Below are 21,586 nucleotides of genomic sequence, written 5' to 3'. Positions count from 1 at the left end.
TGAACAGGCTCCGGGGTGGTTCCCGGAGCCATTTTTTTGTTCAGAGCTTAAATACCCATAGTTATTTTAATGTCATCAGCTATCTGACGGTTATATTCAAAAGATAATTTTTGGTAATTTATTATGTCTAATATAGTGCCTACATAACAAAGCCCTCCTGTAAAGAAATACAGTAGCCCCATGCCTATTTGGTTGAGAGCAAAACGCTGGATTCCAGCAATACAGAATAGGCCTAAAATAGCAAAGAGCAATGTTTCTTGAGGCTTCCTTCTTCTCGCTCGGTACACAGAGAAAAATTTAGATGCCTTTTCTTCAGGTAAAGAACCTATTATCATTTGTAGATAAGCCAGTTCTTCGCCCTCCACTTCGGGCATGTAATCATATGTATTTGCCATAGTTTTAATTATTTGTTGTTATAAATTGAGTTTTCAAAAGAGTTGCAACCCTGAAGCATAGCACTATTATAGCGAATATACCTAAGGGGTGAGCTTTCAGGGAAGCTATAAATTGACCATGAAATGCCAGGGAGATGGATTGACCCAGTCCACAACCCGGACAAAAAAAGAGGCTAAGGTTTTTTAAGGGACATAAAGTAAAATGCTGTTTTTCTGGAGAAATAAATGCCAGATAAATTAGTGAGGCCGTCCAGATGATTGCCTCTATAGGTATATGTCTTATCCCTTTTTTCAATGATTAAATTCTGATTAATTTTTTAACGAGAAATAATAGATTAGGGTTGGAATCTGATGATAAGTGGTGTGTTTTGGTTTTAAGCAGGTGAGTATGGCTTATAAATAAAAAGAGCGCTAGTAGAGTAACTGGCGCTCTTTTTAATAGTAGCTACTATCCTTTAAGTTCCAAGGCTACTATGTTTTCCACATGATAAGTGTGAGGGAACATATCAACAGGTTGCACATCGGTCACTTTATAATATTCACCTAAAATAGCAAGGTCTCTTGCTTGTGTAGCAGGGTTACAGCTAACATACACTATTCTTTGAGGTCTGGTATTTATTAGTACGTCACATACATCGGGGTGCATGCCGGCCCGTGGAGGATCGGTAATTACCACGTCAGGTCTGCCATGCTCAGCTATGAAATTGTCCGTGAGCAGATCTTTCATGTCTCCAGCATAAAATTTAGTGTTGCTGATATTGTTGATTTCAGAGTTTACCTTAGCATCTTCAATGGCGGCTTCTACGTATTCTATTCCTATTACTTCTTTCGCATTTCCTGCTACGTAATTGGCTATGGTGCCAGTGCCGGTATATAAGTCATATACTAATTCCTCTCCAGTGAGTTTTGCCATTTCCCAGGCTTTCTTATATAGGGCTTCAGCTTGTTTGGCGTTAGTCTGGAAAAATGATTTAGGGCCTATTTGAAATTTAACATGCTTTTCTGGAGCATCTGGTAGTTGCATTTGCTCTGTGATATATGGCAGGCCATGGTAGGTGACTACTTCCAGATCATTAAACGTTTCATTCTTTTTAGTATTGATTACATAATTGAGAGATGTGATCTGAGGAAACTTATTCTTTAGAGTATCTAAAATGGTGTTTAGGTATTCATTGTTATCTCCTGCTACTTGCAAAATCACCATCACTTCGCCACTTATTGTGTTTCTTATAATCAGGTTTCTAAGGTATCCTTCTTGTGTAATTAGATCGAAGAAAGGTATTTGATGCGCTTTGGCGACTTCCTTTACCGTAAGGCGTATGTCATTAGAAGGCTCAGGCTGTAAGTAACAATGATTGATATCTAGAATTTTGTCGAATCTTTTAGGGATGTGGAAGCCTAATGCATCACGATCCAAGTCCTCATCCTGCGAGATTTCTTCAGTAGTTAGCCATCGTTTGTTGGAAAAAGTAAACTCAAGCTTATTTCTGTAGTATTGAGTTTCTTCCGAGCTTAATATTCTTTTAGCTTCTGGTAATGGTATTTTAGCTATGCGCTCCAGGTTGTCTATTACTTGCTGGTGTTTGTAGTCCAGTTGTGTTTGGTAGTTAATGTGTTGCCATTTGCAGCCGCCACAGGTCCCGAAATGTTCGCAGAAAGGTTCCGCACGTAGAGATGAGTATTCATGAATGTTTACAGGTATAGCCTCTAGAAAGGATTTTTTCTTTCTAATTACTTTAATGTCCGCAATATCACCAGGAGCTACACCAGTTACGAATATAACTTGTCCGTCATACCTGGTAATGCACTTGCCCTCTGCTGCAATACCTTCAATTTTTATATTTTTTAAAATTTTATTTTTTAACTTCATGCTTGTACTTATGCTTTGGTATTTTGGAACGTTTCGCTCTTTCAGAAAATGAATGTTACTAATTTTATATTAATAAATATTTTATGATAATCAGAAAAACTTAATCTCTTCAACCCTCATGAAAAGAAGTTTTCTACTTATTTGCTTTCTGATAATCTGCAAAGCTAGCTCATTTGCCTCTCATATCGTAGGGGGTGAATTTGAATTAGTCTATCTTTCTGGAAATACTTATAGGTTAAACCTTATTATTTACTTCGATGAGATTAATGGGAATCCTGGCGCTAAGTATGACCCTACCCCTGTAGCGTGGATTTATCGGAAGAGTGATAATGTGCGGATTAGGGAGGTATCATTGCCTTTTAGGAGTGAGGCAAAGGTGATTTATAGTTTGCCTGATTGCCAAAAAGATGCCTTGGTGAATACCACTCGTATGGTATTTTCTTCGCTGGTTACTCTTGATCCTAATGAGTATACCAGTCCTTCTGGTTATTACATTACATGGCAGAGGTGCTGCAGGAATTATACTATTCAGAATATTTTATCAGAAGATCCTGATGCGGCCGGAGTGGCTGCCGGACAAACGTTTTACTTGGAAATACCTCCATTAATTAAAAATGGCAAGCGATTTATTAACTCATCTCCCCAATTATTTCCCCCTATTAGTGATTATGCTTGTGTTGGACGTAGTTTTTATGCAGACTTCAAAGGTAGTGATGTAGATGGAGACTCTCTAGTATACAGCTTGGTAGAGCCTCTCAATACACCTTCTGCAGAACCACATCCGCAGCCTCCTTCAAGTGCGCCGTATCCTACTGTGCAGTGGAGGGGGAGTTATGGAATAGATAATATTATGCATGGTAATCCAGACCTTTACATCACTGATGATGGGTTGCTTAGGGTAACACCTATGGAGCAAGGGCTTTTTGTGTTTGCGGTGAAATGTGAAGAGTATCGTGATAAAAGAAAAATAGGTGAGGTGCGGCGAGATTTTCAGATGGTAGTGGTGGATTGTGTAGCACCTGGTGAGGCACCTGAGTTAAGTATTAAGCTGGAAGATGGAAGTACTTATAAAGAAGGTGATGTGCTTGAGTTTTTGGCTGATGATGATAAATGCGTAGAATTTGAAGTTCGCGATGCCAAGGGAGGTAGGGTAAATTTTAACCTTGATCCGGTGGGGTTTGAAGATGAAAATTACACTATTAATATTACCGGCCGCTCGCCTTCAGGAGATCAATTGAGAGCCAAAGTTTGTTTTAATGATTGTCCGCCAGAGCAAGGTTTGCCGTTTGATATTGATTTTATAGGTCTCGATCATACTTGTCCGCAGCCTTTGCAAGATACGGTCAGGCTCACAGTACTGATAGAGCCACCGGCTAACGAGCTACCAGAAATATCGCATAGAGAAGATGGTAGTGGTGCTTATTCTAACACGGTTTCCAGGTATGTGGAGGTAAATGAGCAGGCCGGAGGCATGAAGGTGATAAATATTTTAGGACAAGATGCTGATGCTGATTTCATGGATTTTATGATCGAACCCATTGGCTTTGCACTAGAGGATTATGGTCTATCAATAGTTAATAGAAGGAATGAGGCCGGATTACTAGAGGCGTGGCTTGAATGGAATTATGATTGTCAGAAGGTAAGTTTTGATGGTAAGACTGAATTTGAAATATTGGTGTATGTAGAAGATAAAGATGATTGTGAATATGAAGATCCGGTACTTCTTACACTTAATCTTAAGGTTAACCTCCCCTTTAATAGTGAGCCGGAAGTGTATGGTAGTGATTTTGCGCTGACCACGGAGTATGTTCGCTTTACCGCTAATTTGAATAATGTCATTCGTTTTAATGTAAGTGCGCTTGATCAAGATGGTGACCTCACTGTGCTGAAGGCCGTGGGAGCAAATTTTAATATGACTGATTATGGAATTACCTACGCGGGTGCCGTTGGAGAAGGAGGGACTAGCCCTACTCAGTTGAGTACAGAGTTTGTGTGGGATTTAAGCTGTGACCTCTTTTCCTTTGAAGAAAAAGATTCTCTCCGTATTTATTTTTTCGCTGAAGACGAAGATAAATGCGATATTACCAACAGAGATACCCTAATAGTGGATTTTATTTTATACCCCCCTCCTAATAGCGATCTTGATTTACACATTATGGCGAAGGGAGAAACGGTTTTGCAAGGGGGTAGTGTCACTACAACGGTAGGAGAAAGCATTTCTTTAGGTTTAATGGGGCAGGATGATGAGGGAGATGCTTTGCTGTTAAGGTTGATAAATAAAGATATTGGACTTAATTATCAGTTTAATGATGTTAGGGCAATAGGAGAGGTAAGTGCCGATTTTACCTGGACGCCAGTTTGTGCAGACTTGATGGGAGAGAGTGAGTCGCAATATTTGTTAGAATTTGTTTTGGCTGATGATCACTGCTATTTTCCTGATGCTGATACCTTGAGGGTGAATGTAACTATAAAGGATATTTATAATAAAAGCGACCAATTTTTGCCTCCTAATTTTTTTACGCCTGCTAATGGTGACGGTTTAAACGATTACTTTGGTATGTATAAAAAAGTTGAAGGTACAACTGAATTACAGAATATACTGCCTTTAGATAACTGCGCAGGAAAATTTGAAGAGGTGGTTATTTTCAATAGATGGGGGCAAGAGGTGTTTACCAGCAATGATCGTGAATTTAAATGGTACGGCGGTGCTGTTCCATCTGGCATATATTATTACTACATTCAATATTCTAATGTTCGCTACAGGGGATCACTCACTTTAATGAAGTAATTACATGAAATTCACCTTCTTTATTTTATTCGTTTTGATAAAAGCTTTCTTGCCTTGCCATTCTGTCTGAGTCCATACATCGTGATTTTTATATACGGGTAGTCTGTGACCTTTACCTATAATAGCTATTACTTCAGCGCCAGCAGAAGGTCCTTCCATTAGATAGGTGTTAGACTGTACTACTATGCCTTTGTGATACTCTCTACCAAAGTTTAAGGTGTAAAATAGTAGTGCCAGCACTAAAATGTTTAAGATCACAGGAATGACGGGACTGTATTCACTTTTCTTTTTATATCGTATTGCTATAGCAAATAATAGTATTGAAATGGCTAAGAGAGTATATATAATTGGGTTGAAATACTTGAAAAATACCGTTTCAAAAAATTCAAAATCAGCATAATTATAGCCTTTCAAGTCTTTTTTATCAGCTAATTCTTCCATTTTTGAAAGCACTTTCTTATCTGATGTTTGTAAATAATACAAGTTAAGGTAATAAAGGGCCATGCTATAATCCCCTAGTCCCTCTTTTATATAAGCCATTTTCAAAAGCATGGCTGCAGATGCCTTCTTTTCAGTGGTAAGCAGATGCTCATAAACCTTAAACGATTCGGTAAATTTTTTAGCATTAAAAAGTGAGTCAGCCTCCAGAAGAGTTGAGTCAGCCTGGTTTTCCGCTTTAGAAAAAGAAGCAATAAAGCACACAAACGAAATAATGAAGAATAAACGCATATTGAATACTATTAATCAGCTGCAAATATAATGGTTCAATTTTTTTTAACGTGATATCTGCGCTAAGATTGCTGGAACGGTGATTTTAGAGGTTTAAGAGTAATTTTTTATTTTTTTTAAACTGAAGCTTTTGTATTTTAGATCTGAAGCATTACTTTTGCATCTCCATTCACAAAAAGGGTCTTTAAAAGGTTCCTTTAGCTGAAAAAATGGTATGATTCCGTAGCTCAGTTGGTAGAGCATCTCCCTTTTAAGGAGAGGGTCCTGGGTTCGAGCCCCAGCGGGATCACAACCTTACCACTTAGAAAAGTCTAGGTGGTTTTTTATTGTAAAGTGCTGATCCTGAGAGGAAAAGGATAAGATTTTTTTAATCTTTTTTCTTAATAGTTAGATCTTAAGTTTGCATTTCACGTAGAAAGTATTACTTTTGCAGCCCTATTCATAAAAGCTTCAGCATAAGCTTTTAGAATATCTGTTAAGATTCCGTAGCTCAGTTGGTAGAGCATCTCCCTTTTAAGGAGAGGGTCCTGGGTTCGAGCCCCAGCGGGATCACAAAAAGCCACTTAGAAAATTCTGAGTGGCTTTTTTGTTTTAAAAGTTGCTTTATATAGCGGTAAGCAGCTCAATTAATTTTTGAGGCCTGCTCAAAAAGGGCGAGTGGTCTGAATACCTAATAGCACGAATAATGATATCAGGGTACTGGTTGCACATATACCGCTGTGCTCTGGGTGTAATGGCCTGATCTAGCAGGCAGGCTATATAGATTTTCTTTATTTTTTTGAAATTGCTACCAAGTGATACAGGTGTGGTGAATGTTTTTAACGGCTGGGGTACTAGCAGGGTAGTCATTAGTTCTATATCCAGTTCTAGCCTTGGTTTATCAATGGCGTAAGTCAGATTATAAAAGGCGTCTATGTAAGAGCTTTCAGGAATATACACGCTATCACCGTTTATAATAATGTTCTGTGTTACTATCGATTCTGTGTCTAAAGAGGCAATATCCAAAAGATTTTGACCGTCAGATAATAGAAAAGCAGATACGTATATGAGAAGGTCAACATGTGAAGATAGATTTTCTGCGGCTTGAGAAATTACAACGCCTCCGTAAGAATGACCGACCAAGATAATACCGCGCCCTATTTCTCTCATTTTCTTGGTAACAACATTTACATGTGAAGCTAAGGTTACATCCTTAATGGCTGTCTTGTCTGTGCCAAGTCCTGGAAGTTGTACCGTGAAAACCTGATGCCCTAATCTTTCTAATCCTTTTACGATTTTAAACCAAGATCCTTCAGGGTGCCAGGCGCCATGTACCAATAGAAATTTTCTACTGGTGGTCATTCTTGTATTGGAGGGTTTTTCTTGAAGCGCGGAGGTGAATTCGTCCGCAGGGGGTTTAGGTAGGTATTCGTGGTGATTATCCTCACAGCTAAAAGTGGTTAATGCACAGATAATCAAGGTTAGTTGTAAAACTTTCTTCATAATGAAATATTTATGTTGGTTATTGTGCAAAAGTAAGAGCTGCAAGACGTGGCAATCAAATGAATATGAAATGATAACTTACTCGGTTTAGCAATTCCATATAATACTGTTTTACCCTATTTTATGAGAGTGTTTATATGATCTGAGGTCTTTTGTAAGGTTATCTATACTGGCAGCTTTTTTTTACTATATATCCTTAGGTAGCGGCATGGGGCCGAACAATGACTAAATCGACTCTTTTTTCAAGCCTATATGAGAATTGTGTAAGTAACGGGGCTTGTATTTCTAGGTATAATTGCTTTTAGAGAATATACGTGTCGGGGTGCTTAATAGTGTTGATTGTATTTTTCAGTTAGGTGGTGCTGTGGTTTGAAAGTAAACCTTTCTTGAAGGGGGAGTGCCTAAAATTTTGAAAGATGTTCGTTTGAGAACCTTGAGTGAAATGAAAGGCCGACTAATGAGATTAATCGGCCTTTCACTATTTATATATCTACAGACCTTTCAATATATTTAGTAATTGATTTGGCCTTGAAATAAATGGAGAGTGATCTGCATTTTGTATAGTGTACACATCTACATCAGGATAATTGGAATACATATTTTGCTGAGCTTGTGGCGTAATAGCCCGATCATCAGTGCAGGAGATGTACACTTTATCCAGGCTGTTATAGGCAGATGACAAAGAAACCGGGGTGGTGAATGTTGCCAAAGGTTGTGGTACAAGCAATGTCTTTATAAAGTATATATCTTCAGTAATGTTTTTATTATTGCTGTTTTGTCCATAATTGTAAAAAGCATTTTCATACGCATTTTCTGGTATAAAAACACTGTCACCAGTGATAACTATGTTTTGAGTGACTACAGAATTAACATCAGTAGCGGCTATATCAAATAAACTCTGACCGTCTAGTAGCATAAAAGCAGAAACGTACACTACTTGATCTACATATGAGCTGAGATTTTCTGCTGCCTGAGAAATAACTACTCCTCCATAAGAATGACCTACCAACGTTATTCCGCTTCCTATTTCCTGCATTTTTGCAGTAACGGCGTTTACATGTGTTGCAAGTGTAACTTCATTAATAGGTGTTCTGTCTGTGCCAAGGCCTGGTAATTGTACGGTATATACTTCATTGCCAAATTTTTCAAGACCTACTACCATCTTATTCCATGATCCTTCTGGGTGCCATGCTCCATGTACCAGTAAAAATTTCTTGTTTCCTTTTTTCTTGGCATTGGTTTCAGATGATTCTTGAATAGAAGAGGATGGGGTATTTTGGGAAAGGTTGGGTTGATAAGTTTCGGTGCTGTTGTCTTCGCAGCTAAAAAAAATAAGAGCAAACAATGCTAGGATAGAAAATTTTAAATTTCTCATTTTCAATTGTTTAATATTTGTGATTTGAAAATGTAAAATTAATTTGCTCGAGGCATTGAGGTCAACCAAAACTAAAAGCAGACCTTACTCTTGTGGTGCTCTTACTTATAATAGGAGAGAAATTTTTCTTTAAACAATTGATGTTTAGTGCGTTGTGAGTAATTTGATTCTGGCGGTCTATGGATTTGCCTGATGAAAGAAAGGCCTATTTCCAATATCTATCATGAATCGTGATTAAAGCTACTCTTTTAATACTTTGAGTCTGCGACTACTTAAGAAATAGGATAAAATCATGAATTGGAAGAGTTTTCTAAGTAGAAGTATGTAGGGTATTGTAGGTATATGGTGGTTTTTGTTTAAAAATTGAAATTCTACCTGTCAGATAAGCTAAAATTTCATCTTAATAATAAAATGTAATTTGTGATTGTAAGGCTCTGATACCTTTAAAGGGGATATTGCTTTATATAATTATCGTTAGAGTTCAATTTATGGATTTTACTTTTTGATGTGACTTTTGAATGCTATAAGCATGAACTGGTGTTAAAATAGGTATTATTATAGTAGAATATTTGTTTCATTAGAAATGTCAATATGTCTACGGCGGTAACTAAAAATAAAAGAGGATTTACATATGAGCTCCCTGAGATAGGGAAGAAATTTATATTAGATTCTCAAGTGGGACTAGGGCCAGTGCTCGATGTTGGAGCTGCTTATGGAGTAGCTACACTGCCGGCCTTGCGGAAAGGATTGGAAGTGGTGGCTATCGATATTAATAAAGAACACCTGAATAGTTTAGAGAAGCGCGTTCCTGTTACTCAGGAGAGTAGACTGACTACAATGGAAGTGAATTTTCCATATGTTAATTTTCCTGATAATTATTTTCAGGCCATCTATATCTCTCAGGTATTTCCTTTTTTAAAGCCCTTTGAAATAGAGATGGCTGCCGAAAAAATCTTTAAATGGCTTAGACATGGAGGGAAACTTTATGTGGTGAGCTTTACTCCTTATTTAAAGCATTGTGAGTCTTATATACCTATATATGAGGCTAAGAAAGAGAGCGGGGAAGAATGGGCTGGTTATATAGAATGCTTGTCTGATTATAGTGTAGATAATCCTATTGCCAGTGCCTTGCCAGAAAGCATCAATCATATTGATCAGGATGATCTTCATAGAGTATTTTCTCCATTATTCGACATACAGCAACTGTTTGTTTTTGGAGACCCTAATAATCATTTACCTGAGTGGATTCGATATGATGGAAAAGAGAGAGTTGGAATGATAGCAAAAAAAGGAATATGAATATAGTAAAAAGTCAAAATTGGGTTGATGTCAGTGAGATGTCTACAAATGATGTTCCTGATAATGTTTATGATTGGCTCACTCCGGCTGCTTATAAGCTGAGTGATGGTATTAGACGTACTTATGAGACCTTTGAATTAGTGAGAATTAATGAGGGGATCGGTCGTCTTACCGAATATGAAAAACCGTATATAAAGGGCGAATATGCTTATATAAGACAGATTTTTCTTTTAGGTGATGGGCATCCGCAAGTATATGCCCGTACAGTGGTGCCGTTAAAAATGTATACGGCATACAAATCATTATTTGATGAGCTGGGAGATAAGCCTATAGGTGAAAATTTATTGTATAATAATCCTGGAATTACAAGATCTCCTTTCTCTATTAGTGCGTTTAATATGGCTTGCTTGCCATTTATGTCTTATAGTCCTGAAGGACGATTTGCGCGTAGACAAGAATATATCTTGTCTATGCCAATATGGAATCGACAGTCGGTTTTTAAGTTGCTCGACTTACCATTCGCGTTGATTACAGAGTCATTTTTACCAACAATAAAAAAGCTGAAAAACTAAATAGTAAATTAAATTAAGAAGTTATGATTCTTTTAGAAAAAAGCAAGGGTGTTTTGGAGTATGATGAAAGTACTCCATGTGTTATTGGCAGGTTTACTGGATTTATGAAAAGTGATGAATTTCGTGCCTTTTTATTAAAAGGATTAGAATATTGCATTCAGTATAAGCCTGAAGGAAAGGATATTATGTGGTTGGCAGACACTCGTTCTCATTCTGTGCAGCAGAAGGAAGATACGGATTGGGTGGCTACGCACTGGAATCCTAAAGCTTTGGAGGCGGGGATTAGATATGTGGCTTTTATAGTACCAGAGAATGTCTTTGGAGAAATGGCTGTTAAAAATTATATGAATCAGTCTACTAAGTACGGTGGGAAGACGCTTCATATTGGTATGTTTTCTACAGCTAACCAAGCAAAGGAATGGTTCAAAAAAGAAGCTAAAGTTGAAGTGTAATTTATAGTTTGTAGAGTTTAAATAAAGAAAAAGGGAAAGAGCAATCTTTCCTTTTTTTTGTTTATCGAAATGCTGTTGGCTTAGGAAGTGTAAAAATAAGAGATTCGGCTATTGGTAAAGTTCTAAAAGATTTTGAAATGGTAGTTTTGATATCAGTATGAGGAGTCAGTTAGTTACAGACTTCATGATAGGTTCATTGTGAACTCACTTGTCTATTGTGCTTATTGATTTTTAGAGAACTGTTATCATTGCTGCTAATGAAATAAACCTGCTTTGTTGTTGTCGAAGTATGTAGAGGTCCGGCTGAGGTCTCCCATTGTTTAGTTCAGAGGTTCTCTCTTTTCTTAAATGATATTTTTGTATGATCATTTAAGTTTTATTTTATATAAATTGAATAATATGGATCAAAGAGAGCTATACCTTAGTTGAGGTGCTTCTATTATCTCTCTGGATACTTGGTAATTATAAACGTATTATTTACGTTTATATGTGATTTAAAAAAGGAAACATACATGGAAACTTTTGATCTTTCTAATCATTCACATCGCAGGCTCAATGTTTTAACGGGAGAGTGGGTACAGGTATCGCCACATAGGGCAAAAAGGCCTTGGCAAGGACAGCAGGAGGAGAGTGGTGCAGAGCATCGGCCGCAGCACGATCCTAGTTGCTATTTATGTGCTGGAAATACTCGTTCAAATGGAGAAGTAAATCCTGATTATAAAAATACCTTTTCTTTTGTTAACGATTTTGCATCACTTACCTCTGATTTTGAAGGAGATGGATACGATAACGGATTAATGAAGGCAAAAAGTGAAAAGGGCATCTGTAAAGTAATTTGTTTTTCTCCTCGGCATGACCTAACTATTCCTGAGTTAGATGTTAACGAAATTAATGGAGTGGTTGATCTATGGGTAAAGGAATGTAATGAACTATCTGAGATAGAATATGTCAATCATATCCAGATTTTTGAAAATAAAGGTAGCATTATGGGGTGTTCTAATCCTCACCCGCATGGGCAAATATGGGCTCAGGAGTCTATTCCTGTAGAACCGGCTAAAAAAGCTATTAACTTTGAGAAATACTTTAATAACCTCGGTAAATCTATTCTGGAAGATTATCTGAAGCAAGAGCTGGAAGATGGTGAGAGAATTATTTATAAGAATGATCATTTTGTTGTTTTAGTGCCTTTTTGGGCAGTTTGGCCTTATGAGACTATGATTATCCCTATGAGAAAAATGGCTCATATCACGGAGATGACAAAAGAGGAAAAGCGGGCCTTTGCTGAAGCTATTCAGCAGTTAACTATCAGATACGATAATCTGTTTAAAACTTCATTTCCTTACTCTTCCGGAATTCATCAAGCTCCTTATGATGGTGGAGAATATCCGGAGTGGCATTGGCATATGAGTTTTTATCCTCCACTACTACGTTCTGCGACGGTGAAGAAGTTTATGGTGGGCTATGAGATGTTTGGTAATCCTCAAAGGGACATCACGCCTGAGCAGGCAGCTAAGACATTACAGGCTCTTAGTAATGTTCATTATAAGGCTCAATGAGTATAGTTTAAATAAAAAAATAATGAGGGGCTGCCATAAAAGCAGCCCCTCTCTACTTAAAAGAAAGTACATAGCAAGATCATAACTTATGATTTTATGAGTTTATAAATTTTAACTTCACCGTTCTGATCAGTCAATTGTAGCATGTAGATCCCTGAAGGTAGTTGTGGAACTTCCATTTTTAGAGCTTCTCCGGCTGTCATATTTACTGATGTGCTAATGAAATTTCGACCGGTGATAGCTTTTAACTCTACCGATAAGTCTTTATTCTCATAGCTTTTGTTTTCTAGTGTTATATGTCTTTTTAACTCAGTAGGGTACACGCTAATGCCATTGAGTTGAGACTCTACTCCAGCAACCATGTTAGGACCTAATTCTATTCCTCTGGCATCTGGGTTTTCAGCTGTAAGTTCAAATGTTTGTGACATGGACGCTGAGGGTCTTTCTAATATTACTCTGTATTTACCAAATGGCAACTGGCCGAAGTGAAAGTCTCTTCCGTTATTGGTGATATCCCATCCTAATGTTTTGTTAGAATTACCATCTTTAAGAATAACCACATAGTCATCATCTTCTGCTTCTATAAGGTGCCCTGATACAGTACCGGCACCAGGCGAAGATAATTGATAAGATTTTATTAAGGTTATTTTAACCTCTTCAATGGCACCCGTGAGATTTAAGGTATAAGCATCTCTCCAATTAATACCATTTACAAAGTAGGTAGGTATATATTTATCATAGACTTCTTCATCACCTCTGGCATATAAGAGGTATTGCCCCTCCATGAGTTCATTAAATCTGAAATGTCCGTTAGACAAGTTTACCTGACTGATCTTGTGCCACTCGCTACTATCTTTTCTGTAAAGCTCTACGGTTCCTTCAAAAACGGGCATTAGGTCAGCGTAGACATTACCATCTATATATAAACTATCCCTTTCTAGCGGACCAACAATGATCTCATTACAATATTGGCAGCTGTCGATACTATCGGTTTTCAAAAGGCATACGTTATAAGTACCGGTGTCGCTAAATGTATGTATGAACATTGAAGAAGAATCATAGGTGATTCCATTTCCTAAATCCCACAAGTACGAAACGTCTTCTTCTTCGGAAGTATAAAAACGATAAGTAAGAGGAGCTATACTGTCATAGCTGAAATTACAATCTATCAGAGATTGGATATTAATTGATGTGGAATAATAGCAACTATTAGAACTATCACCTATCGCAAGACTTACGGTGTACAATCCTTTTTCTGTAAAGGAGTAATTTAAATCTAGAGCATTACCTGCTTTACTGCCGTTTATTCTCCATGTGTACTGGTTAACGGAGTCTCTTTGGAGGGCTCTAAATACGTAATTGGAGTTGTTAATCTGGTTAACTGTAAATGATGCGTCACACCCTGTGGTGTCTGTAGGAGTAGGGTTTCCTATGTCAAAAGCTCGGCAATAGCTGCAAGAGTCAGCGGCAGTGCTACCTTTGTAAATACATACTTGATAAGTTCCGGCGGAATCATACGTATGATAAAAATCTTTTATAGGGCTACTCATTGTATCTAATACTACGGTGCCATCTCCAAAATCAAAGCTGTAGGGTAGCTTATGGGTGGAAGGGGAATAGGTAGATACTTTTATGGTAGCGTCTGAAATTTTTTCATAGTTGAAATAGCACTGATCGGGCGCTATAGCCGTTATCTGCTGAGAAGTAGTGCAACTGTCAGTTCCGTTAGATACAGTAAGGTAAACACTCCAAATGCCTCCATCGAAGAAAATATGCTCTACCTCTCTACCTGAGGCATAGCCCTGATCTTCAAAATTCCAAGAGTAGCTTAAGTTAGGATCAGTTTCTTTGGCGGTAAAGGTATAGGTAGGTACTCCTGTGGTATCTACTTTGTAGGTGAAGCCGGCGTTGCACACATATCCCGAATCAAGGGCATAAGTGCCGGAATGAGCATGGCTTAAGGTGAATATGACCAGGCTGATTAGGGTGGTCAATAATGGTTTTAGTGATTTTTTCATATTATAGAAGATTTTATTAGTAGACCAGTTCACTATTAAAATCCCCTACTTCATTTATAAATTTTTTCAAAAAATAATTCCTAGCCGTAGTCCGGCAGCATATCTCTTAAATGTAGAATTATTACTTATCCCATATTGTAAATATGGAGCAGCATAAAGCTTACTTTCTCTAAAGGTGTTGAAGTAGATGCGTAAGTCCAATGAAGCATCTAGCTGGTAAGGTTGGTTCTGTGTGGTTACGGCATCATTGTCTTTCACTGTATTTGAACCTTTCTCTTCATCTCTGAATACGCGAGCATATAATAAACCTCCACTTACTTCCATTGATATTTTGCCTCTTTTTACTACATACCCTAGGCTTAAAGCCATGCTAATTCTTTGAGCGTTATCAGCTCGGTCAATATTTTGTATACTTTCGTATTGAGTTCGGGTGGTATCGGTAATGTATACAGGTACCCTTTCTCCATCTTCCACTATATAGTATGTGGAGAGGGTATCAATCCTGGTATCCGTTTTCATCTCAGAAGTGGTATATTGAATATTTCTTAGTAGGAAGTTGTATTCCAAGGCGGCATTTAGAGTGAGATTTTTGAGTGAGTATGAAGCTTGAAACCCTGTGGCAATACCTTTAAATACTTTATGTTCTTTTTCATTAGTAAACCAGACATTAGGGCTAGCATAGATGCTGTATTTCCATTTTTGATTACTTAAGTCTACTTTTTTTTCTATTCTTACCGTGTCATATACATGTTTTGATTTCTTTATCATCACGGTGTCATATACAGTAATGTGCGTTTTTAGAGTGTCATAAATTACTATTTTTTCTTCTACACGAATGGTATCATATACGACTTGTTTTTGAGGAATTGAAGCTTTTTTTACTTCAGGAGCTCTAGTTATAACCACATAGTCTTCTATTATTTTAAATTCGAACCTCGGTTGTAATAATATATTTAATGCTTCGGCAAGTTTTTTATTCTTTATATCTGTTGTGATCGTCGGTTCCTGTCGAAAAAGCTTGGGGTTGAAGGAGAGATACACTTCATATTTATCAGCAATTTCCTGAAGAGCCTGAGATAAGCTTTTGTCTTTAAAATGAAATGAGGCCTCTTTTGTTTGAGCAGATACGGCTGATGAAAAGACTATCAAAAATGATAGTATTAGTAAATTTTTACTTACAACCATTTCCTTTTATAATAATTGAGTCACCACTAGCATGGCTAGATAAATTATGTGTAGATTCAATAACCTTAATAATAGTTTCTAATGATTGTTTTTTAAAAGTTGCGGTTATCTTACAATGATTAACAGCCTCATTTTCTACCACTATCTTATGACTGAATTCTTTTGATAAAGTCTCAAATACGCTCGATAAGGAGTCGTTTTTAAATTGCATAATACCTGTTTTCCAATACAATTGGTTGACGTTAGCAGATGATTTTGATATAGGTTGATTATCGTTTTGGCTCATTATTTCCTCCTGTGCTTGTAGTATTATCTCTTGCTTGCTCTTATTATATTTAACAGCCACTTTACCTTCCACAACTAATACCTTGGTAGGTTGGTCCGGAAAAGTTTTTACCAGAAATTTGGTGCCTAATACGGTGATTTTGGCATCAGAAGTAAGTACCGAAAATGGTCTATCTTTATTATGTGCCACCTCAAAAAATGCTTCACCTTTAAGGTTAACTAACCTTTCTTTTGATTGACTAAATGACGTAGAATCATATGTTAATGAAGCATTTTTTTTCAAGCTAACACTGGTACGATCTTCGAGCATAAATTCTTTTACAACAGTTTTTGCTGTCAGCTGCTTGAGCTGTAATATGTTTTCTTTGTTTTGAGGTTTTTTTAAATAAAATACTGCAGCTGTGACGATAATAATAACGCTAGCTGCTACATACCACCATGTTCTCTTTATATTTACTACTTTACCTTTCGGCGCTGAACTGTCTATTTTAGGCTGTATCCTTTGGAATGCAGCATCTACATCAACTTTTCTGTTTCTTGATAATAGTGATAGCTCCCAGGCTTGATAGATTTTCTGGGCTTCTTGCTGATTATTGGGATTTTCTAGCCACCTTTCCACATCTTTTAACTCATCTTCAGGTAATGGGGTGCCTTTCAGATATGCTAAAATCAAGCTTTCATCGATATGGTTTTCAGAGTGGTCCATTTATTATCAAACAATCTTATGTTAAAAATCCCCTATTATCAAAATGCAAATTATTAAAACCTCTAGTAGAGAATCTTTTAATACCTTCATAGCCTTCGTAATGTGATTCTCTACAGTTTTTGTACTAATATCTAACTTGTCAGAAATTTGCTTATGACTCATATTCTCAAATCTGCTTAGCTGAAAAACCTGTTTACATTTCTCAGGAAGAGAAGCTATAACCGTTTCCATTTTTCTGATCAGGTCTTCACTAAGGTCTTCGTATTGGTAGTTCAATATTTGATCTTGATATAACTTTTGAGTGTGGTTAATATATTTTTGCTCAACAGCTTGTCTTTTGATATAGTTGTAACATTTGTTTCGAACAGATGTGACAAGGTATGGGAATATTTTTAGCGTTGGCTGGTGGTCATCACGCTTCTCCCAAAATTTAATAAAGACTTCTTGCACTTGCTCTTCAGCCAGCACGTCGTCTTTTAAAATACCGGCAGCTAGGTTCCATAGAGGGGTATAATATTCTCTAAAAATACTTTCAAAGGCCTCTTTCTCTCCTCTCTTAATGCGTTGTATAGTATTATCTGGCACCAAACGTGGTCTCAAGTGGTTAGTTTACAAAAGGAAGGTGAAATTATGACAAATATTAAAGAAATAATACTTTCATGATTTCTTTTGGGTAAGATTATATGAATTCACATTTGATATTTCATCAGTATAGTATTTTGCATATATTGAATAATTATATTTTAATATAATAAAACCTATGAATTTTAATATTATTATTGATCCGTATTTTGCCCAGCACACATCAGATTATAAAATGTAATATATTCGTCACTTCTGCCGATGCGACTGATCATAGGCGTATAAGTAAGCAGTTACATTCGCATAGCCGCGTGATCAACGAGGCAGTAGAAAAAGTGATGAATGAATATTTTCCCGATGATCGTGAGGTGGTCATCGACAAAATGACTCTTGATCTTGGAGCTTTTAATATCGAGGATTTTATAGAAGAATATAAAAGGCGATTGATTGCATTGATGGATCGGGAGTTTAAAAAGCTACTCATTCATCAGCTTATTCCGCTTTCTAGTCGCTCAGCATCACATAGTCATTGTAGTGAACAGTGGGAAAAATTATCTTCGGTAAACAACAAATGCGATTTGCTTCAAAGACAATAGGTATTAAGCTTTTACGATTCAGCCGGTATTCTCGTTGATTCGGTAAGTATAATTTTATTTCCTTTCAAATGGAAGCCACTTTAGAGGCACAAATAACCCCTAAAGTCATGAAATCATTTTCTTTAATTACTCTTATTTTATCCTTATTGGCAGGTCGTTCATATTCTCAGACACTAATTTCTGGCGAGATTACCGATGCCGTTGGTGTGGGGTTGCCCGGAGCTAATGTTTATTTGAAAGGTACCTATGATGGTGCCAGTTCAGATGAAAACGGTTCTTTTCAGTTTGAAACGGATGAGTTGGGCACTCAGGTTTTAGTAGTTTCCATGGTGGGTTATCATGAATTTGTAAAAGAAATTACTTGCGAAGAAAAAGGCATTCATTTAAATGTAGTACTGAAAGAGAGTATCAATGAGTTAACAGCAGTAACCATAACAGCGGGAGCCATAGAAGCCAGCGATGAAGCTAAATCATTTATAATGAAGCCTTTGGATATAGTTACCACGTCAGGGGCAGCCGGAAACTTGTTTGGAGCTCTAACCAAATTACCGGGTACCGCTACAGTGGGTAATGACGGACGGTTGTTTGTGAGGGGAGGAGATGCTTCTGAAACCAATATTTATATCGATGGCTTGGAAGTGGCAAATGCTTATGGAAGTACGGCTCCTAATGTGCCTACAAGGTCCAGGTTTGATGCTAATCTTTTTAAGGGCAGCTTTTTTAGCACAGGAGGCTACTCGGCAGAGTATGGGCAGGCCCTATCATCTGCTCTTGTGCTAAATTCTGTAGATATGCCTCTTAGAAATCAGGCAGATATAAGCCTGATGAGCGTGGGCGGAACCTACTCACAGACCCTCATAGGAAAGCAAAATTCCATTAGCTTTAATGGTAGCTTTATGGATCTAAAACCTTATCAATCAATTATTTCTCAGAATTACGACTGGCAGCGAGCTCCCCATAGCTGGAGTGCGGAACTGCTAGGCAGACAGAAATATGGTGAAAGTGGGATGTTAAAAGTGTTTGCACATACTGAAAGCGCTCAGTTTACGCTTAACCAACCTGTGGTGGGAGAGGATTATAAACAATCTATTGAGATGAATAACAAATACCATTTTGGTAGTGCCAGTTTTAAGCAATCATTAGATGAAAATTGGTTTGTATACGGCGGCGCATCATTTTCCTTGAATACAGACGATGTGAAAATTGATAATATTCCTTACGAAACTAAGGCTATACTTGCTCATGGTAAAATGGCAGCGGTAAAAGACTTTAGTGATCAATTTTCAGTTAAAAACGGAATTGAGTATTACTACGATCATTTTACTCAGCAGAATGTAAATCTAAGCTTAGAGCGCGAGTACAATAATGATTTTGTAGATCATTTTATTGAAGCAGATTATTACCTCAGTTCAAAATTTGTTTTGCGTGGAGGATTGAGAACTTCCTATAGCAGTTACTTAAATGAAATTTGGGCAACTCCAAGAGCTTCTTTGGCTTATAAATCAGGTGACAAAAGTCAGTTTTCTTTAGCTTATGGTGCTTTTAGGCAAATGCCAAAACCAGAGCGTATAGTACAAGCTGATCGACTTGAAAATTCTAAGGCTCAGCACCTTATTTTTAACTATCTTTTGGAAGCTGAAGGACGAACTTTTAGAATCGAGAGTTTCTATAAGAAGTACAGTCAGCTGGTAAAATTCGATACTTTGGTCAATCAAACTTATTACCATCTTAATAACTCAGGAGAAGGTTATAGTCGTGGATTTGATCTGTTCTATAGAGATAATAAAAGCATTACTGGAACTGATTTTTGGGTCACCTATTCCTTTGTGGATAGCAAAAGAAAGTTTGATCAGTTCACTACTCAAGTTACCCCTGGCTATGCTCCCAGGCATAATGTCTCTGTGGTGATGAAGCATTTCATCAAGCAGTTCAAATCTCAAATAGGCTTTTCTTATTCATGGAATGACGGTTACACTTATAATGATAAGAATCAATCTGTAGAGATGGGTCGTAAAACTAAAGATTACCATAACCTGAGCCTGAGCTGGAGCTACTTGCCAAGGCCAAATATTATCATCCATGCTGAGTGCAGTAATGTTTTGGCAAGTGAAAATGTATTTGGCTATGAATTTAGCACTAAGCCAGATGAGAGTGGAAAATATGCCAGACAGCCCATTATTCAATCGGCAGACAGGTTCTTGTTTTTAGGCATTTTTATCACCCTTTCTAAAGACAAATCAGCCAATATGATGAATAACCTTTAATAATTTCCTTATTTATATAATCAAACAAATACATGATGAGAAACTTATTATTATACACTCTAATCTTCTTTGCTACACAGCCTTTATTGGCTCAGTCACCCTATGAGCAGGCTATGACTAAGGCATTACAACAGTTTAGTGAGGCCGAATCAATAGATAATCTCCAAACGGTGGCTAATGCTTTTGAGCGTATCAGCCAGAAAGAAACGCAGGAGTGGTTGCCCTTGTATTATGAATCATTAACCTATGTAATTATGGGGTTTGATAATTCAGCTTCTATATCTGAGCGAGATCGGTATTACAAACAAGCAGAAGAGCTGGCGAATAAAGCGGCGATTTTGGAAACCAACTCAGAAATCACGGCTTTGAAGGGATACGTAGTTATGGGGCAGTTATCTGTAGATCCGGCAGGTAGAGGTCAATCATTATCTTCGGTGGCCATCAATTATTTTCAGAAAGCGATTGAGCAGAACCCTGGTAACCCGCGGGCACTTTTCTTAATGGCCCAAATGGAATATGGTGCCGCTCAGTTTTTTGGGGAAAGCACTGAAAATGCTTGCGCTACTTTAAGAAAAGCAGTAAATCAATATGAAAAAGAAGAGTCAAATGCCTTAATGCCGATTTGGGGTAAGAGTAGAGCAGTTAATATGCTGAATCAGTGTAAGTAGAGTTTTTATGATTTAGTCACTATTTAAAAATTAGTGGAACTACCATGCGTGATGACACTTCGATGCCTTTTTGTTTAGCTGGTATAAAATGATAATTTTCATTTTTAAAGGTTTTAATAATGATTTTGTTGAGCTCTACAGAGCCTCCTTTTATCACATTAATGTTGATCATGTCACCATTCTGAGTTACATCAAAACTCACGAAAACTTTAAAAGATGTGTCAGGTATGTGCTCAGATAACTTAATGTTATTGTATATGCTATTGTAGAATTTATGCCAACCTTCTTCTGCCGTTGCAGGAGCTTCTACTATGATTCCCAAAAATTCTTCATTAGTCTCGCTAATTATAAATTCTTCATTTGAAGTATGTTCGGATAGCGTAGTTTGTGAGCAAGCAGAAGAGGCCGTCATCGTACTTACTAGTAGAGAAACGGAAGCATACTTCAGGAAATCTTTACTGAGCTGGCTGGTTTTGAAAATTCCACAAACAGGACGCTTGGTATTAGTAAGTTTATTATTCAGCTCTTCATCAGATTTTTTAGTGAAATCATGGACCTGATTCTGGCATTTGGAGCAATTAAATTGAACACCTTTTTTATTCAATGTTTTACGATTTTGATCACAAGGAAAAGCCAGATGTATATTATTGATGTCAGGCATAAATTGGGACTTTTTATCATCATAACTCCATGAAGATAGAAAGTCACAGATACTTATAAAGGAGATGGGGTTTAATAGTTAGAACAAAAAAAAGGCTATATCA

The 21,586-nt window shown here is 37.2% G+C and carries 19 protein-coding genes and 2 tRNA genes; 10 read left to right on the top strand and 11 right to left on the bottom strand.

The genetic code is table 11. The features are described 5' to 3' along the window. Positions 1–47: 47 nt before the first annotated feature. The 3 genes from JL102_RS09275 to rlmD all read right to left on the bottom strand — a co-directional run bounded on the left by JL102_RS09275 (position 48) and on the right by rlmD (position 2,265). Positions 48–395: a TM2 domain-containing protein gene (locus JL102_RS09275; RefSeq protein WP_202244106.1), complete on the bottom strand. Its 348-nt coding sequence runs from the start codon at positions 393–395 to the stop codon at positions 48–50. A gap of 4 nt (positions 396–399) precedes the next feature. Continuing rightward, a complete protein-coding gene (locus JL102_RS09270) occupies positions 400–690 on the bottom strand; it encodes a DUF2752 domain-containing protein (protein WP_202244105.1) in 291 nt (96 codons plus the stop codon). A 153-nt stretch (positions 691–843) separates the two neighbouring features. Beyond that, positions 844–2,265: a 23S rRNA (uracil(1939)-C(5))-methyltransferase RlmD gene (gene rlmD / locus JL102_RS09265; RefSeq protein WP_202244104.1), complete on the bottom strand. Its 1,422-nt coding sequence runs from the start codon at positions 2,263–2,265 to the stop codon at positions 844–846. 118 nt (positions 2,266–2,383) lie between these two features. Here rlmD and JL102_RS09260 point away from each other — a divergent pair, with 118 nt between their 5' ends. Further along, the gene (locus JL102_RS09260; RefSeq protein WP_202244103.1) at positions 2,384–5,053 is read left to right on the top strand and encodes a T9SS type B sorting domain-containing protein; all 2,670 of its coding nucleotides are present in this window, start codon (positions 2,384–2,386) and stop codon (positions 5,051–5,053) included. On the opposite strand, the gene JL102_RS09255 is transcribed toward JL102_RS09260, so the two are convergent. Further along, positions 5,054–5,782, bottom strand: a complete 729-nt coding sequence (locus tag JL102_RS09255; RefSeq protein WP_202244102.1) for a tetratricopeptide repeat protein — start codon at positions 5,780–5,782, stop codon at positions 5,054–5,056. Positions 5,783–5,998: 216 nt separating this feature from the next. On the opposite strand from JL102_RS09255, the gene JL102_RS09250 reads away from it, so the two are divergent. Further along, positions 5,999–6,071, top strand: a tRNA-Lys gene (locus JL102_RS09250). 190 nt (positions 6,072–6,261) lie between these two features. Next, positions 6,262–6,334: transfer RNA gene (locus tag JL102_RS09245), tRNA-Lys, on the top strand. 51 nt (positions 6,335–6,385) lie between these two features. On the opposite strand, the gene JL102_RS09240 is transcribed toward JL102_RS09245, so the two are convergent. After that, the gene (locus JL102_RS09240; protein ID WP_202244101.1) at positions 6,386–7,264 is read right to left on the bottom strand and encodes an alpha/beta fold hydrolase; all 879 of its coding nucleotides are present in this window, start codon (positions 7,262–7,264) and stop codon (positions 6,386–6,388) included. Between the two features lie 490 nt (positions 7,265–7,754). After that, positions 7,755–8,639 (bottom strand): alpha/beta fold hydrolase, encoded by an 885-nt coding sequence (locus JL102_RS09235; RefSeq protein ID WP_202244100.1) that lies wholly within the window; start codon positions 8,637–8,639, stop codon positions 7,755–7,757. A 591-nt stretch (positions 8,640–9,230) separates the two neighbouring features. Here JL102_RS09235 and JL102_RS09230 point away from each other — a divergent pair. The 4 genes from JL102_RS09230 (at position 9,231) to JL102_RS09215 (ending at position 12,518) form a co-directional block, all read left to right on the top strand. Next, the gene (locus tag JL102_RS09230; RefSeq protein WP_202244099.1) at positions 9,231–9,938 is read left to right on the top strand and encodes a class I SAM-dependent methyltransferase; all 708 of its coding nucleotides are present in this window, start codon (positions 9,231–9,233) and stop codon (positions 9,936–9,938) included. Next, positions 9,935–10,510, top strand: a complete 576-nt coding sequence (locus tag JL102_RS09225) for a chorismate--pyruvate lyase family protein (RefSeq protein ID WP_202244098.1) — start codon at positions 9,935–9,937, stop codon at positions 10,508–10,510. The genes JL102_RS09230 and JL102_RS09225 overlap by 4 nt, the downstream gene beginning before the upstream one ends. A gap of 23 nt (positions 10,511–10,533) precedes the next feature. Next, positions 10,534–10,962, top strand: a complete 429-nt coding sequence (locus JL102_RS09220) for a hypothetical protein (protein ID WP_202244097.1) — start codon at positions 10,534–10,536, stop codon at positions 10,960–10,962. 512 nt (positions 10,963–11,474) lie between these two features. Further along, a complete protein-coding gene (locus tag JL102_RS09215; protein WP_202244096.1) occupies positions 11,475–12,518 on the top strand; it encodes a UDP-glucose--hexose-1-phosphate uridylyltransferase in 1,044 nt (347 codons plus the stop codon). Between the two features lie 86 nt (positions 12,519–12,604). Here JL102_RS09215 and JL102_RS09210 read toward each other — a convergent pair whose 3' ends face one another. The 4 genes from JL102_RS09210 to JL102_RS09195 all read right to left on the bottom strand — a co-directional run bounded on the left by JL102_RS09210 (position 12,605) and on the right by JL102_RS09195 (position 17,312). Then, positions 12,605–14,536: a PKD domain-containing protein gene (locus tag JL102_RS09210; protein ID WP_202244095.1), complete on the bottom strand. Its 1,932-nt coding sequence runs from the start codon at positions 14,534–14,536 to the stop codon at positions 12,605–12,607. Positions 14,537–14,602: 66 nt separating this feature from the next. Then, complete coding sequence (locus JL102_RS09205) at positions 14,603–15,721, bottom strand: STN domain-containing protein (protein ID WP_202244094.1); 1,119 nt, start codon at positions 15,719–15,721, stop codon at positions 14,603–14,605. After that, positions 15,708–16,712 (bottom strand): FecR family protein, encoded by a 1,005-nt coding sequence (locus JL102_RS09200; protein ID WP_202244093.1) that lies wholly within the window; start codon positions 16,710–16,712, stop codon positions 15,708–15,710. The genes JL102_RS09205 and JL102_RS09200 overlap by 14 nt, the downstream gene beginning before the upstream one ends. A 21-nt stretch (positions 16,713–16,733) precedes the next feature. Then, positions 16,734–17,312 carry an RNA polymerase sigma-70 factor gene (locus JL102_RS09195; protein ID WP_202244092.1) on the bottom strand — a complete coding sequence of 193 codons (579 nt, stop codon included), beginning with the start codon at positions 17,310–17,312 and terminating at the stop codon, positions 16,734–16,736. Positions 17,313–17,491: 179 nt separating this feature from the next. Here JL102_RS09195 and JL102_RS09190 point away from each other — a divergent pair, with 179 nt between their 5' ends. The 3 genes from JL102_RS09190 to JL102_RS09180 all read left to right on the top strand — a co-directional run bounded on the left by JL102_RS09190 (position 17,492) and on the right by JL102_RS09180 (position 20,822). Then, a complete protein-coding gene (locus JL102_RS09190) occupies positions 17,492–17,890 on the top strand; it encodes a contractile injection system tape measure protein (protein ID WP_317191627.1) in 399 nt (132 codons plus the stop codon). Positions 17,891–17,997: 107 nt separating this feature from the next. After that, positions 17,998–20,154 carry a TonB-dependent receptor gene (locus JL102_RS09185; RefSeq protein ID WP_202244090.1) on the top strand — a complete coding sequence of 719 codons (2,157 nt, stop codon included), beginning with the start codon at positions 17,998–18,000 and terminating at the stop codon, positions 20,152–20,154. A 32-nt stretch (positions 20,155–20,186) separates the two neighbouring features. Then, complete coding sequence (locus JL102_RS09180; RefSeq protein ID WP_202244089.1) at positions 20,187–20,822, top strand: hypothetical protein; 636 nt, start codon at positions 20,187–20,189, stop codon at positions 20,820–20,822. Positions 20,823–20,841: 19 nt separating this feature from the next. On the opposite strand, the gene JL102_RS09175 is transcribed toward JL102_RS09180, so the two are convergent. Beyond that, positions 20,842–21,483, bottom strand: a complete 642-nt coding sequence (locus JL102_RS09175) for an energy transducer TonB (RefSeq protein WP_202244088.1) — start codon at positions 21,481–21,483, stop codon at positions 20,842–20,844. Between the last annotated feature and the right edge of the window lie 103 nt (positions 21,484–21,586).

The sequence above is a fragment of the Fulvivirga sediminis genome (assembly GCF_016757215.1).
GTDB lineage: Bacteria > Bacteroidota > Bacteroidia > Cytophagales > Cyclobacteriaceae > Fulvivirga > Fulvivirga sediminis.
This window is presented reverse-complemented; position numbering and strand designations above follow the sequence as displayed.